The 16334-nt window shown below is 39.1% G+C and carries 14 protein-coding genes; 3 read left to right on the top strand and 11 right to left on the bottom strand.

What is annotated here, in order from left to right; translation table 11 throughout:
• Positions 1-33: 33 nt before the first annotated feature.
• The 8 genes from ACQ96U_RS05230 to ACQ96U_RS05195 all read right to left on the bottom strand — a co-directional run bounded on the left by ACQ96U_RS05230 (position 34) and on the right by ACQ96U_RS05195 (position 11728).
• Positions 34-2073 (bottom strand): hypothetical protein, encoded by a 2040-nt coding sequence (locus ACQ96U_RS05230; protein ID WP_431720189.1) that lies wholly within the window; start codon positions 2071-2073, stop codon positions 34-36.
• 27 nt (positions 2074-2100) lie between these two features.
• Positions 2101-2628 (bottom strand): hypothetical protein, encoded by a 528-nt coding sequence (locus ACQ96U_RS05225; RefSeq protein WP_431720188.1) that lies wholly within the window; start codon positions 2626-2628, stop codon positions 2101-2103.
• Positions 2629-2856: 228 nt separating this feature from the next.
• Positions 2857-3834, bottom strand: a complete 978-nt coding sequence (locus ACQ96U_RS05220) for a hypothetical protein (protein WP_431720187.1) — start codon at positions 3832-3834, stop codon at positions 2857-2859.
• Positions 3835-4148: 314 nt separating this feature from the next.
• Complete coding sequence (locus ACQ96U_RS05215) at positions 4149-6365, bottom strand: hypothetical protein (RefSeq protein ID WP_431720186.1); 2217 nt, start codon at positions 6363-6365, stop codon at positions 4149-4151.
• Between the two features lie 320 nt (positions 6366-6685).
• Positions 6686-7021 carry a hypothetical protein gene (locus ACQ96U_RS05210; protein WP_431720185.1) on the bottom strand — a complete coding sequence of 112 codons (336 nt, stop codon included), beginning with the start codon at positions 7019-7021 and terminating at the stop codon, positions 6686-6688.
• Positions 7022-7693: 672 nt separating this feature from the next.
• Entirely contained in the window at positions 7694-9829 is a 2136-nt protein-coding gene (locus ACQ96U_RS05205) for a transglutaminase TgpA family protein (protein ID WP_431720184.1), read from the bottom strand.
• Positions 9822-10808 carry a DUF58 domain-containing protein gene (locus tag ACQ96U_RS05200; protein WP_431720183.1) on the bottom strand — a complete coding sequence of 329 codons (987 nt, stop codon included), beginning with the start codon at positions 10806-10808 and terminating at the stop codon, positions 9822-9824. Before ACQ96U_RS05200 ends, ACQ96U_RS05205 begins: the two co-directional genes overlap by 8 nt.
• Positions 10808-11728, bottom strand: a complete 921-nt coding sequence (locus ACQ96U_RS05195; protein WP_431720599.1) for an AAA family ATPase — start codon at positions 11726-11728, stop codon at positions 10808-10810. Before ACQ96U_RS05195 ends, ACQ96U_RS05200 begins: the two co-directional genes overlap by 1 nt.
• Positions 11729-12343: 615 nt before the next feature.
• Here ACQ96U_RS05195 and ACQ96U_RS05190 point away from each other — a divergent pair.
• Positions 12344-12805, top strand: a complete 462-nt coding sequence (locus ACQ96U_RS05190) for a carbohydrate-binding protein (protein ID WP_431720182.1) — start codon at positions 12344-12346, stop codon at positions 12803-12805.
• 108 nt (positions 12806-12913) lie between these two features.
• On the opposite strand, the gene ACQ96U_RS05185 is transcribed toward ACQ96U_RS05190, so the two are convergent.
• From ACQ96U_RS05185 to ACQ96U_RS05175, 3 genes are all read right to left on the bottom strand, one after another.
• Complete coding sequence (locus ACQ96U_RS05185) at positions 12914-13084, bottom strand: hypothetical protein (RefSeq protein ID WP_431720181.1); 171 nt, start codon at positions 13082-13084, stop codon at positions 12914-12916.
• A gap of 158 nt (positions 13085-13242) precedes the next feature.
• Positions 13243-13938 (bottom strand): B3/B4 domain-containing protein, encoded by a 696-nt coding sequence (locus ACQ96U_RS05180; protein ID WP_431720180.1) that lies wholly within the window; start codon positions 13936-13938, stop codon positions 13243-13245.
• On the bottom strand, positions 13935-14543 hold the full coding sequence (locus tag ACQ96U_RS05175) for a LysE/ArgO family amino acid transporter (RefSeq protein ID WP_431720179.1): 609 nt from the start codon (positions 14541-14543) through the stop codon (positions 13935-13937). Before ACQ96U_RS05175 ends, ACQ96U_RS05180 begins: the two co-directional genes overlap by 4 nt.
• A gap of 170 nt (positions 14544-14713) precedes the next feature.
• On the opposite strand from ACQ96U_RS05175, the gene ACQ96U_RS05170 reads away from it, so the two are divergent.
• Together ACQ96U_RS05170 and ACQ96U_RS05165 are read left to right on the top strand one after the other, a co-directional pair.
• Complete coding sequence (locus ACQ96U_RS05170) at positions 14714-15622, top strand: LysR family transcriptional regulator ArgP (protein WP_431720178.1); 909 nt, start codon at positions 14714-14716, stop codon at positions 15620-15622.
• A gap of 197 nt (positions 15623-15819) precedes the next feature.
• Positions 15820-16101: a hypothetical protein gene (locus tag ACQ96U_RS05165; protein WP_431720177.1), complete on the top strand. Its 282-nt coding sequence runs from the start codon at positions 15820-15822 to the stop codon at positions 16099-16101.
• Positions 16102-16334: the final 233 nt, after the last annotated feature.

The raw sequence follows: 16334 nt of genomic DNA, 5'->3' as shown, positions 1-16334 counted from the left end.
CCAAAATATGACTATTGCTAGATAGAATGTATTTTACTTATTATTTGAAGACCCAGGAATAAATGTTATCGATGTAGCACGGTCAACAAAGCTAACACCATTCACTGTTTCAGAAACATCTATATTTAACGTATCCTTATAATGCAATTCTGAGGAAGAGGAACCAAACATGCTGGCCACTGCGGCAATTGCAGCAATATAATAATTACCTGTTGTAGCCGCTAATGTTGCAAGTCCACTTGCAGCACCACCACCGCCAGCAGATGAACTATCACCCATCCCAACACCTGCGCCACTGGTAAACATACAAGCTAAATTCATACCAACTTTATACTTTGGATCATCTGTAATATCCGCTACATTGGCTGTAGTCGAATCAGTATTTTCTGTGTTGGTTTCATTAGCATTTGCTTCTGAAGTAGCACCACTACCAGCCGAATCTGTAGCAGGATCTGTGGTAGCCACTTCACCTGAAGTTTCGGTAGTCGTCCCCTCTCCTGCTGCAGTACCAGCATTTGGCGTATCAGTCGTTGAGCCAGTTCCTGAGGTATTTGGCTTACCACAACTAGCTTCTAATGCTGCAGCTAACTTACCAGTACCCGTTAAAGGAGCCGCTTCTAATTGAGGAACTGATTTACCTATACCTGAAAACGAACTAACTTGCTGTAACACACGATTCAGCAATGTATTTAGAACGTCTTGTGTAATTTTATTTTGTTCTTCATCACTATAACTAAATTCGCCCGAATCACCATCAAACGTTATAGCAAAGCCTTCATTACCATCTTTATTTTCAGTGATCTTAGTTTTTTTCTTAGATTTAAATAAACCTCTTTTTGACTTACTCTTCACAATTTTTTCATACATTCTGTAAAGATTATAGTTAGCTGTATAGCCCCGTCTAACTTTAACTTCGTACTCTAAAAAGGCATTTGGTGCCATATACGCATGCAACTGTTCTGTTACATCTGGCTTAACATTTCCTTGAATATCAAGCAAAGGACAAGCGCCAACTAGACTTAAGCGTACCTGACCAGAAAAACTTGTTCCAAACATGACTTTTTTGTTTGAAGGATCTTTAAGTCGCTGGGGTTCAGTACCATCGCCACTAGGTTTTTCTAACACACCCGAAGTAATACCTGCCGCTCTCACTGATAAAGCAGCTGGTAACCTTGCGGCAATATCCCCTAACTCTGCATTAAATGTATGAACATGGAAGGATGCATTCTTGATAGGCATCTGAACAAAATTCACACCCGGATTCAATTGCTGATAATCATCAACTAATTTCATCCATGGCATATAATAAGCCAAACTAGCTGTCATACCTTCCAACCCAGCATAGTTTTTATAAGCGGTTAATAGATAACCTTCTAACTCATTTAATTTATTGACAATCGCCGTCTGTGAAGCAGTCAATTTTTCTACTTTTTTATCTTCTGCTTCAATTTGTCTCATGATTGTTTCGTATTCACGAGCCGTCTTAAAGTACTCCCTACTTTTCTCATTCAGCAAATTGGAAACTTCAGCGTATTTTGCTTTACCTTCTTTATACGCATCATACTCCTCTGCACACTCTGTTAGCGGTTCAACCGCTATTTTTTTACAGGTAAGATAATCATTTTTTGCGGTTACAACGCCTTCTAATGCGAGTGACTCTCTTTGACTCAACGCTGCTTTTTCTTCCTCAATGATTTTCTTAGAAGCCTCAATAGGTGCCAAATCAGTGTATAGTTTTACAACTCGCTCATAAACCTCTTGTTGAATCTGTAGATTTATTTCATCAAGTCGTTTAGTATAATTTTGTAAACTAGCGCTAATGGCTTTAGTTCCCTCTTGGGTATTCTTTAAGTTTGAACAAAATCCTACATTCATATTTGGCGCAATGCCTGAAACCTTGACATCGCCAAATACAGGAGGTAATACATAAGCGGTATTACAGCCTTCATCAAAGAGGACACCTGTACCAAGCTCTGGTGCTTTTATTTTTTGACTACATGTTTTGAATGTTGGCGCAGCCCATGAAACCTGGCTCACAGACAAAATAACTGATGCTAATAGTATTTTTTTCATTTTTTACATCTTCCGGATAATAAATTATCAAATATCTTCATCCACACCTAATGGACTATTTTTATATTTTTCTAATCGTGCTTTATGTTCTTCTTCATACTGAGCCATTTGTTGTTCAAAATCAGACATTAAAATGGTAAGTTCTGACTTTCTTAACTCAGTCAATCGTGAAAACAGCAAGCTTGCCTGCTCTCGGTCCTCCTCTGTTGCTAACCCATTATTTAATCGGTTAATTAAATCGTAATCTTCAACTGCACGTTCCAGCGATTTAATTTCATAGCGAAGAGTTTCAAGCGACATGTCCGCCACGGGTGTAGATATATCTTGACCAAAAACCTGTTTATCACGAGCAATATCAACTTGATCTGTCTGATGTTGTTTCAGATTATCATTCCCCTCGGTATTCTTATCTAAAACATCATTTTTTAACACCAAACTTGTCGTCAGATTTTTATCTAAAGCGATTGTCTCATTCGCTGCAAACTCAGTATAACCAATAATGCCTATAGCTAGCCCTATAATTATAAAGCCACAGATGATAAATGATTTATTCATGTCGTATTAAAACCTAAATTAACTGTATACTTTAAAATTTATATAATCTCAGCAATTATTGTTAAGCGCTAATTTTCAGCATTAACTGACCATTAGCAACTCAAACCAATTTAACCAATAGTGGTTGCATCCTTGTGGAAATCAATATTAATAAACCTGAGATAAAGACAATGACGTAGGCTCATCACGCTTGTTACATGATGAGCATTCCTTCAAATCATTTTTTAATTAGCGATACTGTAATACAGCATTGCCTTCATAATCTGCTGCGGGTAATTGGCGTGTTATACCTTCAGATAACAACACTTCATCATTAAGCTTGAGTTCATCCAGCGCTTTATCAACCAATGCATTAAATACAAATAGTACTTTTTCTTTTTCAGGAAGAGACAGTCCTACTCCGGCAAATGCTTGACCTAACTGAAAATAAATTTTCGCCTTTTTGTCTTTAATACCGTCTACTGGATGTGACTCTATATAATTCTTCAATGTATAGATGTCAGAAGAACTCAAAATAACTTCTTTTAGATTTGGATTCTCTTCATACCCTTTTAGTCGAATAGATACTTTAACTTTACCACTATAGATATCACACCCAAGATCAATCGCATTGAGTTGAGCTATATTTTCTCCACCGAGTAAAATACTTTCATTAATACTGGCTTTAAACTTTTCAAGTACCTCTTCCTCATCACCTAACTGTTTAATAAATGCACTATCATCCACATCAAAATCGACCATAAAATCATTTAATTTTATTGTGTTTTCGAAGTGGTAATTTGATCTAATCACACCAGCTTTTACAACAGCGTTCTGTAATTGTTCCACAAAACCTTTTTCAGTGATAAAAGGTACAGGGTTAAGATGTACTGTTAACGAGTTATTTTCCCGTACATTAGCATAAATGTGCTTTTGTAAAATGGCAGCGCCAGAAAACTGCTTATACATCGAAAGTTTTTCATCAACTTGCTTACAAGTTTCCGTTGTTAGTTCACCTTTTTTAAAAAGCGGAGAGTTCACCACTGTATAATGAACATTGCCAACTAACTGTTGAGGAAACTCAGTAAATGTTATGGTTCCATAAGCATCAACTGAAACCTTAATCGGATCTTGAAAATCTTTGTATGAAAAAACGACCTCTTCTGCTTGAGTCGAAGACGAAATCAATGCAACAAAACAAGCAGAAAGTGCTAACACATGTTTCATTATTAATCCTTACCTTAAAAAATAAAAATCTACTCAACCGATAGGCTTTACATATACTACCCTTCGTAAATGGATTTTAGGCTGTGTTATCGTTGCTCTTGACCACTAAAGATAGCGGGAATGCAGTACATGTAGGAGCATTAAACAGTTGTTACCCCAGTCATTTATTGCACATAAATGACTGGAGCTTCATCACTCGATGGTCTCACCTAAAATGCCCTTCAGTAAGGGTATTTTGATTATTGGTCTAACACCTAAAAATGATGAGCAATCGGTATAAAACTAATTGTCTAGAACCTTTCACTCCAACAATATTATTTACTAAAATTTACCCATCCTTCACGAGTGATATAGCCGATGCCATAAACCCGCTCAGTTACCCAAGTATTATTTTTAGTTTTAAAGTTTGCAATTGCTTTTGAGTCGCCATTAGGCCCTGATTGCTGTCCTAGCCAAAAACCGGCTGAACAGTCGTCCATAGTTTCTTTTGTACATTGAGCGCCAGGCTGACCATATAAAATACCGATTTTATTAGACGCCAACGTCATCAGCCTATTTCTAACTTCCTCTCTAATTTGTTGCTGCTGTAAAGGCGTATAAGCAAATTCACCCGTATTTTGACTAAAATCTACTTTAGACCAATCCAAGGTTTTTACATGACGAATAATGGTGACTTTTTTCTTTTTCTTAAACCATTTACGCTTTTTCTTTACTTTAACCGTTGTTGATATAAGCTCATACAAGTTATAACGTGCTACATACCCTCTTCTTGCCTGAACTTCATAATCATATTTTACATAGGGTATTAAATGGGCTGCTAATCGTTGTTTATCTGCTGGATGAGCTTGACTTTCTGAATAAGGACAATAACCAGCCAAGCTCAAACCTACTTTTCCTGAGTAGTTTTCTGCTGCATTAACATGTGCAGCAGGTGTTTTGGCTATATGCTCTTTAATAGCCTTATCACCCCCAGTTAGATCTTTAGCTTGATAATTTGCAATATTTCCTTGAAGTTCACTAAACAATACAGCAGGTAGTGTTAAATTACGGTCCGCAACAGTCGTTTCAATGTCTTGATCATTAACACTTGAAACTAACTCTAAGCCTGTTAAAGGTAGCTTTTGCCAACTAACACCTAAACGATTATTTCGTTGGCGATATTGCTCAAGGATCTTTCCCCAGTTTAACTGGTAATCGATCTGAGCATATCCCCCTTCCAGTGCTGCAAACTCTTTGTATAAATTTAACTCTTTATCCTGAATTTCATCATATTTTGTTACTAACGCGGATAAATCGTGATCACTATCGACTAAAGTCCCAAGTTTCTCGAGGTAATCAGCCAAAGCAATGTCATACTGTTTTCTTGCACTCAAACGTGCATTTCCTAAATAGTTATATTTTACTTCCAACGTTTTAATCAGATCTGATAACTGTGCAAGCGCTGCACTTTGTTGTTTACAGTCTGGAAGCTGTGGTGGCTCAACCTTCATTACACACTCATCAAGATCCAGTTCTGCCAATACTTGTTCACGAAGTTTATTTTCCCATGCAAGCTTCGCTTCATCCTCATATTGCTGAGCGACTTGAAGTAGGTTGTCAGCATCGAGTAAACGCTTAGCAAATAATTCCAACGCTGTAGTGACATCTAATGAACTGATGGATGTATTATACCGTTTGACTAAATCGACTAGCGCTTTTGTCAACGAGTTTGTACTCTCTTGGGCTTGCTCTAGTTTCTGGCACATACTTGCATTAGCAGAAGGAATCAGTTTTTGAACCTTAGTTGTTCCTAACACTGGTGGACTGACATACGCTGTTTGGCAAACGTCATCAAAATACACTTGAGATGAGGTACCAGCAGGATGCTCAATGGCAAACCCCTTTTTACAAAACTTACTTGGAGATACAGAAGGACCGTTATAGATGCCTATATCAACATCAAGTTCTGCCCTTGGAAAATTTCCAGCGTCATCAGCAAAAGCGACGAGTGGTGACCGTCCAGGCAAACGAATAATTAAATCATCTTTTCCATCACGATTGCGGTCTTGTACCTGTATGTAAGCTTTAAATAAATCTATGCCTCCATTCACTTTCAGATGATTAAGTGACTTAATACTAGGTACTTGACTATTTGGTTTAGCATACATTACAAAAGCGTAAAAGTTTGATATATAAATGGCATCGCCATATCCATCTCCATTGAAATCACCATAGATTTTTTTGGATAAATTATCATCATTTAAACGTACACCATGTAATCCTGCTTTAGGAGGATAATCCAACCAAGGCATATACAGAAAGTGGTCCTTTCCTTGAATATTCAGCGGAATTGATATATCACCATGAATCAGAACAAACTTGTCCTTTTCTTTCGCTTGGAGCCATGGCCAATAAACATTATTGTGCGACTGAATATTTGCCCAGTAGTACTCATGAGAACCATTGTAAAAACTTACAGCATAAGCACTATTCACTACAGCAATGAATAGCCCTACAATCAAAACTGATCGCCACTTTTCTTTTATATTCAAAACCACTTCCATCCCATTATTCTATAAACCCAACACATAAAACCTCTACCTAAAAAACGCTTCTTATTGAGCATAAAATAAACTATTTATAGGGGCTCATTTGACAAACTAGCGCCGAATAAAAGACAGATACATGTGATCTCACAAACACTATTCATTTTATAACGTAAGACCCGTTAACTTAATACTCCATCATTTGAATATTGATCGTTTGCTACTGACATACTGCGTACAACCGATTAGCCATAGCTAACCAACTGGCAACAGATCTCAAAACCATTCATCTACTTTTATTCGAAATAGCTAAGCTACTACCAAAATCAATTGATATATATATCTAAAATTTTAAACCACTCCCCTTCACACCCTTGGGTAGTGACTGTCACGTTTGACCCTGCACTTTTCGCCATTAAAATAGCGGATTTTAAAACAGAATCAGCCTGAAAATGCCCTACCCATCCATTCGATGAAACACACGGGTATTTTGCAACAGCCTGAGGTATTCCAGCCCTTCCCCCTCGCATTTGAAGCGCAACCGTACCGGTCGCTGAGACATAAACTTTACTGATTATCCCTACATCTTGGGCATAATTTGAGGCACTTGATGGTAAAGTCCATAGCAACATGATAAATAGTACTGTACTTTTCATCCACATTTATTAACTACCCTGTCTATTTAACAAACCGACAAAATTATTATTTTCTTCACTAATTAATATACGTTTAGAACTGTTTATTTTTTGTTCTCAATTTTAAAGAAAATGATCATACATATCTTAAATATGCTACATTAGCGTATATCACAAAGTACTTAAATTACCTTAACTAGAAAATATGGTACAAAATATATACACTAAAAAGATTTGAAACTAAAAATACATTACTAGAAGTATAAAATATTATATGTCGCACCTTATTGAAACCACATACGACTTTAGTCGTAAGTAGTTATACTATAATAATCATCAAAACGACCTACTAATTATCATTACCTGTGCTATACAGTACAACGCAAATGCAACTGACTTGACTACTCATTGAGGAATAAAAAACCTTTTAATATTACTGACTGTCCTTTTAAAACATGTTAACCAATAATATTAGCTGGGTTATATAAGATGATAAGATAGGTCGGCAATATTAAATTTAAAGGATATACGGTACTTCTTTGTCAATTTAGGCATACAATCCAAAACAACCTGCACCAAACGTTGCATTTATGATGCCGGATCATACCACATTTAATGTTTAAAGCTATTCTCGAAATAGCTTTAATTTAAAAAATGTTAAACTAAATATACATCATTAACCACACATACTATAAGTGTTTAGCTTAACACTTGAATTGATTTAATGGGCCGGAGAACTAGTTTTTTCAGACGAAGTAACTCCACACGATATTCTTGTGGCTTTTCTCTAAGTAAAGGATCGTATTGTAAATAGACAAAACTATCAGTAATACGCTGTACCCAAGTTGCATACTGTGGCACATGTTGCTGCAATCGGGCTAAATAACTTGACGGCGTCTCCCCTACTTGACGTGGGCAACCTTGTTTTCTCCCCCACTGACAAAACTTTAAATACAATCTCGTTGCAGGGTCATACTTAATGGATTGGCGGCGTAAAATAATCCATACGCCCAACATAATAATAATGGACCCGATCCCACCACCTAATGCCAGTGCCAGTTTATACCAGGAAAAAGAGCCAAATAATTGATTGAAAAATTCCATTTGCTGATCTTGATTATAATTGAGCACAAAACGTTGCCATCGATATTCCAATATATCCCACTCAAGACGCAAACGATTGATCCAACCAATATGTTTAAAACGTATAGGTGACAGAGGGGTATCCTCTAAAAAACTCCCCTCTTCTGCCAGCGCGGCTTCAAGGCCATCTTGAATACGCTCAGGGGCGACAGAAGCAGTTGGGTCTACACGCACCCAGCCTTTACCTTCCAGCCAAACCTCAGCCCATGCATGCGCATCAAACTGCCTTACCTGAACATAATTATTGGTTGTATTACGCTCGCCCCCTTGATAACCCGCAATCACCCGTGCAGGAATGCCTGCTAAACGCATCAAATAAACAAAGGTACTGGCATAATGCGCACAAAATCCACGTCGACTCGTAAATAAAAACTCATCCATGGAGTTGAAGCCTAAGGTAGGTGGCTTTAGCGTATAATAAAATGGTTGACGATTAAAATACTGTAAAATCCGGTCAATATACAATTGCGGTTGTTGTTTGACATCATCCCACAGTTGTTGTGCAAATGTACGTGTTTGTGGATTGCCAAATGCAGATAATTGCACATTTTGCCGGCGTAACCAATGAGGTAACTCGATATCAACTAAAGACGAGGGATAAGAACGGACTTCATATTGTTGACGTAATCGAACTGGCTCTCGAGCAATTAACGTAAAATCACGGGTGACACCAATATCCACATTACTTATTTGAGGTACCGCCAATGCATAAAGCCAGTTTTGCTGTGTAGGCTCTAAAATAACGGTGTAATGAAGTGCCTGTCCTTGCTTTTTTACTGCATTTGGCCAACGTTGAAATTGATCTCCCCAAGTAATCAGCGGATTACCAGAAAGTTTCAAGTCTTGCCCCGTCCGCCCAGCCAATGCCAGTTCCCGACTTGCTTGCCGCCAGGTTCGCCCCATCAACTCAGCCAGTACCACACCACGCCAATAGAGTTGATCCTGTGGTGGAATAGTGCCTGAAAATGTGGCTCTAAACGCCAGCGCATCAGATTTACTTAACTCCGCGATATCTCCTGGCGTCATCTGGTCACTCACCCCACTTCGGGCTTTTTGACTGGGCAATTCTACAGACCAAATGGGGCCTAAACGTGGAATAAAAATAAATAAGAGCACCATCAATGGCACAGACTGCAGCATCATTACAGCGCCTTTACGCAATGTCTTTTTGAGCTGTAATGTTCCCTGTTGTTGATGAAGTCCTACCAATGCCGAGGTAATTACAACAAGCGTAAAAAAGGTATACGCTGCAGAAGGAATTGCTTGAGAGTACAATAGCTGTGTGACAATCACGAAGTAACTTAAAAACACCACAAGATAAGCATCTCGCTGGTTCTTCATTTCCAATAATTTAAGCAGAAAAGTACATAATAAAAGAACAACCCCTGCCTCCAACCCGACAATTGTTCCATAATTTAAAAATGTCCCTGTCACCGCCCCAATCACCAACAGCGCTTTTAGCCAACGAGCAGGATAAGACCAGCGCCCATTGAAAATCATAATACGCCAACACCCACAAGCCACGGCCAAAATGCCTACCCAATAAGGTATACGCAGTAAGTGGGGTAATAACACCAATGCCTGGGTGGTAAGTAACCAAATTAAACTGGTGCGCGGTATCGATGCAACAGCGATAGTACGTTTACTATTAATTGCACTTGACTGGCTTGAAGACTTTTTTTTCCTAAACATTGTCGGTCCCTTGACCTGGTGTTATCCCTGGCTGATTCACACCAAATAAGGCCAATGCCGTTAAGCAGCGTGTTAGATGCTGTCGTCCACGAGCAGGTTCAAGCGTGATGTTTGGAATTTTAAGCCCATAATCCTGTTGATGTTGTTCACATTGTAAACACCAGTAGCACAAAAAACTCAACCGTTCTTCTGTGGAGGCACCAGAAAACTGTTCCCAGTCGAGCCACAATCGCATATCAGTGTAAGCACTAAACTGCTTGGTGAGTAAATCATCAGATTTCCAAAAGTGCTTCCAGGCAATATGGCGTAATCCATCACCAGGCTGATAGGATCTAAGCCCTGTAAAATCCTCAACCCCCTCTTTGGCTAACGTATCACCTTCACTAGAAGCAATATGACACGCAGGTAACGGACAAGCGATAGGTTTTGGGTAAATCAATGCCTGACTATCCAGATCAATCCATGTCCAGGCTCTTAACAACCCTAATGGATAATGGGTTTCTATACATAAGCGTCCAGGCCGAAAATAACCACGTCGAGAAGCCAATAAAAATACAGAAGTCGATTTTTTTTCATGCTCGATTAACGACACCGTTGAAACCTGATAAGGCTGCCAAAAAAGCCTTATAGACTCGTGAGGTTTACCGACAATATCCTGCAACTGAATAGTAAATCCGACATCATCCCCCACATGCACTTTTGACGCAAATAAAGCAGTAATTTCTAATCCCGCCAAATTGGCATAAGTATGTAAAATACATACTAAAAACAAGCTGGCTAAAAAAAAAGCAATCATAAAACTCATGCTATTTTCATAATTTACTGCTGCAAAAAAAACTGCCAATCCAATTAAAATAAAAAAATAACCGGTTTTTGTCGGTAAAATAAATATACGCTTTTGATTCAAAAAAATAGATGTACTAGGTGGAATCCGCTGATCAAGCCAACGACCAAAATAGTTCTTAATCAACGTGCGCATTACACAACCACATCCACGGCTGTCAGTAATCGCTGACTCAATGCAGCCCCCGTTGAGCCTAAATGATCATTAGGTTCTCGTAGACGATGTTGCGTTACCGACGGCAATACAGCTTGAATATCTTCGGGTAACACATGCTTTCTACCATGCATCAATCCCCATGCTTGTGCTGCACGCAATAATGCCAGGCCTGCTCGTGGTGATAAGCCGTAAGCAAAATCCTCTTGCCTACGGGTGTATGCCAATATTCGCTGTAGATAATCTAAGACCGCTGATGCAAGCTTTACCTGCATGACCTGTTGCTGAAACATCTTAAGCTCTTCCTGGGTCAGTACAGTTGAAATACTTTCCAGCTTAATACGGCCTGATTGACCTAATAATATCTGTCGCTCCGCCTCTGGATTAGGGTAACCTAAGGATATCCGCATTAAAAAACGATCAAGTTGTGATTCTGGTAAAGGAAAGGTTCCGGCCTGTGAAAATGGGTTTTGCGTGGCTATGACAAAAAATGGCTCAGGTAAGGGCCTGGTTTCACCTTCAACAGACACCTGACGTTCTTCCATAGCTTCCAACAATGCACTTTGACTTTTAGGGGTGGCTCGGTTGATCTCATCAGCAAGCACAATATGTGAAAAGATTGGCCCTGGGTGAAAGGTAAACTGTTGCGTTTCTTTAGTATAAATCGATACCCCTAAAATATCGGCAGGTAATAAGTCACTGGTAAACTGAACTCGGTTATAGGTCAACCCTAAGACTCTGGCCAAGGCATGGGCTAATGTCGTCTTACCCATACCCGGTAAGTCTTCAATCAATAAATGTCCCTGGCTGAGTAAACAACAAAGTGCGAGCTTAATTTCCTGTTGCTTGCCTGCCAAAGCATGTTGAACGGATGATACACAGGCATCCAGTTTTTGCTGCATCATGCTCCCTTATTTCAATACTGGCTTAGTACTATCTTAGTAAGTGGTTAAAACTTAGTCATTCCGAACTTAGTCTTTAGCCCATTAGGCTTAAGGTTAGCTTTTTTAGAGTAGCGAATGGCCTATAAGTTTGCGAACTTCAGGCCGTATCCTGACAGAACACGTAATTTGACTCGCGTTGAGCATTATCAGCCCCCTGCTACCCATCCTATCAATCCATAAGTAATTCTTTCATTAAATACTTTAGTTAAAAAAACAACATTTACTCGTCTTAACAAACCAAACTAGTTCCATGAAAAATCCTTCGCTGTAGGTATAGCCAACCCAACAAACAAGACATAATACTCACTAAAACTAAGAAATACTTATTATTTTAATTATTTTGCCAAGGATTTTTTACGGTTACACTGATTTTTTTCATTATCATGAGCTCTAATACAAGTGATAAATTAATTCTTATACCCAACGTTAGGAACACATACACTTTGTAGCACTGTTTAAATCCCGCTATTAAAGCTAAGTACGAAGGATTATGCACAATGGGTATACCTTATTCGTCCTCTAGTAACACAGCTTCTGATGTACAACGTTAGGACGCGAGGAGGTTAAATAAATATGAGCCACATTAAACACCTTTGTATAAGTGCAGCCTTAGCCAGCGCTTTATTGTCACCTATGTCTCAGGCACTGGAAATCAGTGTTCGGGCAGGAAATGTTTCATTCTCAAGTGGCTATTATCAGCCCAGAGTGATTGAAGTACATCACCGTCATTATCGTCCACACCGCCACCATAGACGTTGTGGACACTGGCGTCCTAAACATCATAGAAGGCATCGCTACTATAGGGAACAGCAGTATTACAACTCTGGTTACTATAATGAGCCTCGTTACTCTCAAAACGTCAATGTGAATGTCCATTATCCCCCACCTCGTGCACTACCTCAGTGGCACCCCCACCAGTCTTATCGACAAGGACAGCGCATTTTTTATCGCGGTGTCAGTTATCAGGCTAAATGGTGGACACAGGGAGAGGAACCAGGATCAGACCGCTGGGGTCCTTGGCAGCCGGTTTACTAAGAGATGAAAAATGAAATTCTATTAAGTAATGATAGATAAAGCGTTAATGCTGCCAACTCACATAAGTCATTACAACATATAGGCAAAAAATTAGGGTATGTTAATACCCTAATTTTTTTTAGATTGTTTAGTTTTTTTCTTACGCTTTTTCTTTGCCTTAACGGCTAGAGGTAAACAGTCTTCAAAGCGCTGACGCATTGCTTTTACTTTGGCATCCTTACGTGCATGCACATGTGGGTCTTTTGCTGTAGAGAACACGATTACATTATCTTTTGGCATTAACTTGCCCTCCGTCAGCTGTAATTACCACCACTTAAAATTTCAAAAAGTCAATGGACCCTATAGCTAACGGTTATAGTAAGCCACTTTCCGCTGTGGGTCTACTCATGCTTAAACGTTGAACATAGCACTTTCTTTTGATTCATCACTCCCTCTCATTACGACTCAGCCTGGGTAGGCTTAGTGAATAACGATGACTCAACCACACCACCACAATACTCAGAAACCAATTCGACCAAGGCCTCAAGGCAAGGCTGCAACGATGCCTCCTGTAATGACTCGACCACCAAAATTGCGTCTTTCGTGGTCGCTGTCAGTTTGGTCCTTTCAGCTTCTTTCCAATTCCAGCGTCGACATACAGCACCCACATTATCACTATAAATCACCTCACCTGGTTTAGGTGCCCTCGCCTCCGGCTCCCCAAGAAGCTGAATAGATGGCTCGTTTTCAGTCGCAAATCGCAACCATAAATCACCTTGAATTTTTGCTATATCTTCCCCTCCAACAGGAACACGATATTGCAGTGAAACAATATTATAGATATCCACTAAAGGATTAATTGCACGAGGAAACTGTTCACGTTTTAGTCGCTGTAACAAGTTCTCCAAGCTGCAAGGATAGCGTTTAGGCTTTGCGCCAAATAAACGATAAGCTTCACGCCAGGCAGCCACTTCTGGTAACTCACTGATAGTCACGCCTTGAACCTGCCTTGCAGTGACTTCCTGCACACTACGTAAGTGTTCTGCCGTTGCTGTAGCAGCACCCTCATTATCAACACCCGTCACTTTAACAACACCCAGCTGCAGCGTTGACCAGTAACTCCATATCGCAGGATCCACGTTTAACTTGATCATAAAACTAAATACCCCGCAAACCAGCACATAATACAACCAGTAACAACATCTATCCCCCGCTGATAGCGTGGGTGGTTTAGCTTAGCGGCTAGAAATGATGCGCCAATAGTCAAACCAAAAAACCAGACGAAAGACGCAAAAACAGCGCCTCCAGTGAAAGCAGCTCGCGCTTCACTTGGATATTGAGCCCCTAAACTACCTAAAAAGACTAATGTATCTAAGTAAACTTGTGGGTTAACTAAGGTGATGATTAACGTGGCTAAAATAACCTTAACAGCTGATCTTGAAGCATTTTTTTCGCCAAGCACCGTCATTGCATACTGGTTACGCCATGCTTTTAACCAGGCAAAGCAGGCATAACAGATTAAAAAAGCAGCACCAACATATTTGGCGAGTAACATAAGCGCTGTATGTTGACTTAATAAGCTTCCAACCCCTGTCACGCCCACCGTGATTAAAACCACATCACACAAGCTACACACCAGTGCGACTAAATAGGGATATTGTCGTTTTAACGCATGGTTAAGCACAAATGCGTTTTGTGCTCCAATCGGAATAATCATTCCCAAACCAATTGCAAACCCCTGACTAAATGGAAACCACATTGCCAACCTCAACAACAAATACTCAATAGGAGTAATAACCGTAACAACACCCTCTCTATAAGTGAAATTAATTAATTTTAATATCCATTAATTATTCTTATAATAGGGTAAAATGGCTTGTTTACTTGGTGTAGTCATGTGCTTAGTAGTTTGGCAAGGAGATTTGCTTCATGAAACTCGACTATAAATTGCTTGAAGCCCTGGCTTGGGTAGCAAAACTTGCAAGCTTTGAGAAAGCCGCTCAAAAACTGTTTATCACGCAGTCTGCAGTATCTCAGCGCATTAAACAACTTGAAGAGCGCATTGGGGAACCACTTCTCATACGATCGGCCCCTCCCCAATTAACACCTCGTGGTCAACGCTTAATTTGTCACCTGCAACAAGTTCAGTTGCTTGAACAAGAATTATTGACTGAATTCAATATCCTGGACAAAGAAAGTCACTTTTTACCTATTAATATTGCGATTAATGCTGACAGTCTCGCTACATGGTTCTTACCTTGTATTGAATCCTTATTATCTTCCCACCAAATTCTGCTTTCGATTCAAGTCGAAGATGAAATCAGAGCCTTACAACTTCTTAAGCGAGGCGATGTGGCGGGTTGCATCAGTTGTCAGCCTAATCCCATCTCTGGATGTGAAACTCATTATTTAGGTGATATCCATTATCACTGTGTTGCCAGCCCTCAATTTATAACACGTTATTTTAAAGACGGTTTTACACTCGAAAATACTAAAAAAGCCCCTGCGATTATTTTTAATCAGTTTGATACGCTACACGAGGACTTTCTTATTCAGTTTTTTGATGTGCCACAGGTACACTATCCCACACATTTAATTCCCTCGTCAGATGCGTTTCTGGCGGTAGTAGAAAACAGCATTGCTTATGCACTCATACCCCATATGCAAGTAAATACTGCCATTGCAGCGGGAAAACTTATTAATCTCACACCTCAACACTACGAAATTCGTTCATTATACTGGCATACTTGGCACAGTCCTTCTCAAGCCATTCTATTACTGACAAAATCCCTAAAACGACAAGCACACCATTTTTTATTTAGTAAAAATATTAAATAACAATTAACTGTCAGACAGTCCATAAAAACGTCACAAAATAATACGCTTTTATTAGCATAATTTATCGATAACCTGCATTATCATTTCTAGCCATAAACAATATTCTTTGAATTTATCTTCCTTGTTTGTTATAAACGCCTGCAGTACGCAATGTACTGAAAAACCAAAACTGTAACAATTTAAACAAGGATTGTTTTATGTTAAAAGCTATGGGTGCACTTTTATTAGCAGCTATTAGTTCTCACGCGTTAGCTGATATGTCCAATGCTGATAACGCAGCTGACTCACTGATGAATGCCGCTAATGAACTACGCAAAGCTTATTATTTTGATACTGATAAAGTTACGAATGTTTGCACTCAATTATTTTTGGAAAATGGCGTAACTGTTGGTGATATTTTATGTTCAAAAGACAGTGATAAAAATCTGGTTAAATTATTAGAAGAAGCAGCAAATCGTGTTGGCGCAATGAGTCAATAACTATAAATACAACCCGAAAAGAAGTTAGTAGGCCGCTGGTCAGTGAAGTAGTTGCTATACCCTTTTTTGCGTGGGCCTGTGTATTTCATGGCCCACGATTAAAAAATGAATACACTCAAAAAACCAACAATGATTAGAAGACATTTTTTCACAGTTTTTTGTTATAAATGATTTAAACAGAAATAACCAATCAATAAAGTCTGGACAAATATACTCAGCATATTGAATGGTTA

Source organism: Zooshikella sp. RANM57, from assembly GCF_050749885.1.
Lineage (GTDB): Bacteria > Pseudomonadota > Gammaproteobacteria > Pseudomonadales > Zooshikellaceae > Zooshikella.
The sequence above is the reverse complement of the archived record's forward strand: the minus strand, read 5'-3'. Positions and strand labels throughout refer to the sequence as shown.

Excerpts from the sequence above, each read along its gene's own strand:
- ACQ96U_RS05185 (WP_431720181.1), bottom strand. The coding sequence starts at position 13,084 with ATGCCAAAAGATAATGTAATCGTGTTCTCTACAGCAAAAGACCCACAT.
- ACQ96U_RS05230 (WP_431720189.1), bottom strand. The coding sequence starts at position 2,073 with ATGAAAAAAATACTATTAGCATCAGTTATTTTGTCTGTGAGCCAGGTT.
- ACQ96U_RS05170 (WP_431720178.1), top strand. The coding sequence starts at position 14,714 with ATGAAACTCGACTATAAATTGCTTGAAGCCCTGGCTTGGGTAGCAAAA.
- ACQ96U_RS05225 (WP_431720188.1), bottom strand. The coding sequence starts at position 2,628 with ATGAATAAATCATTTATCATCTGTGGCTTTATAATTATAGGGCTAGCT.
- ACQ96U_RS05190 (WP_431720182.1), top strand. The coding sequence starts at position 12,344 with ATGAGCCACATTAAACACCTTTGTATAAGTGCAGCCTTAGCCAGCGCT.
- ACQ96U_RS05200 (WP_431720183.1), bottom strand. The coding sequence starts at position 10,808 with ATGCGCACGTTGATTAAGAACTATTTTGGTCGTTGGCTTGATCAGCGG.
- ACQ96U_RS05195 (WP_431720599.1), bottom strand. The coding sequence starts at position 11,728 with ATGCAGCAAAAACTGGATGCCTGTGTATCATCCGTTCAACATGCTTTG.
- ACQ96U_RS05175 (WP_431720179.1), bottom strand. The coding sequence starts at position 14,543 with ATGTGGTTTCCATTTAGTCAGGGGTTTGCAATTGGTTTGGGAATGATT.
- ACQ96U_RS05165 (WP_431720177.1), top strand. The coding sequence starts at position 15,820 with ATGTTAAAAGCTATGGGTGCACTTTTATTAGCAGCTATTAGTTCTCAC.
- ACQ96U_RS05220 (WP_431720187.1), bottom strand. The coding sequence starts at position 3,834 with ATGAAACATGTGTTAGCACTTTCTGCTTGTTTTGTTGCATTGATTTCG.
- ACQ96U_RS05210 (WP_431720185.1), bottom strand. The coding sequence starts at position 7,021 with ATGTGGATGAAAAGTACAGTACTATTTATCATGTTGCTATGGACTTTA.
- ACQ96U_RS05205 (WP_431720184.1), bottom strand. The coding sequence starts at position 9,829 with ATGTTTAGGAAAAAAAAGTCTTCAAGCCAGTCAAGTGCAATTAATAGT.
- ACQ96U_RS05180 (WP_431720180.1), bottom strand. The coding sequence starts at position 13,938 with ATGATCAAGTTAAACGTGGATCCTGCGATATGGAGTTACTGGTCAACG.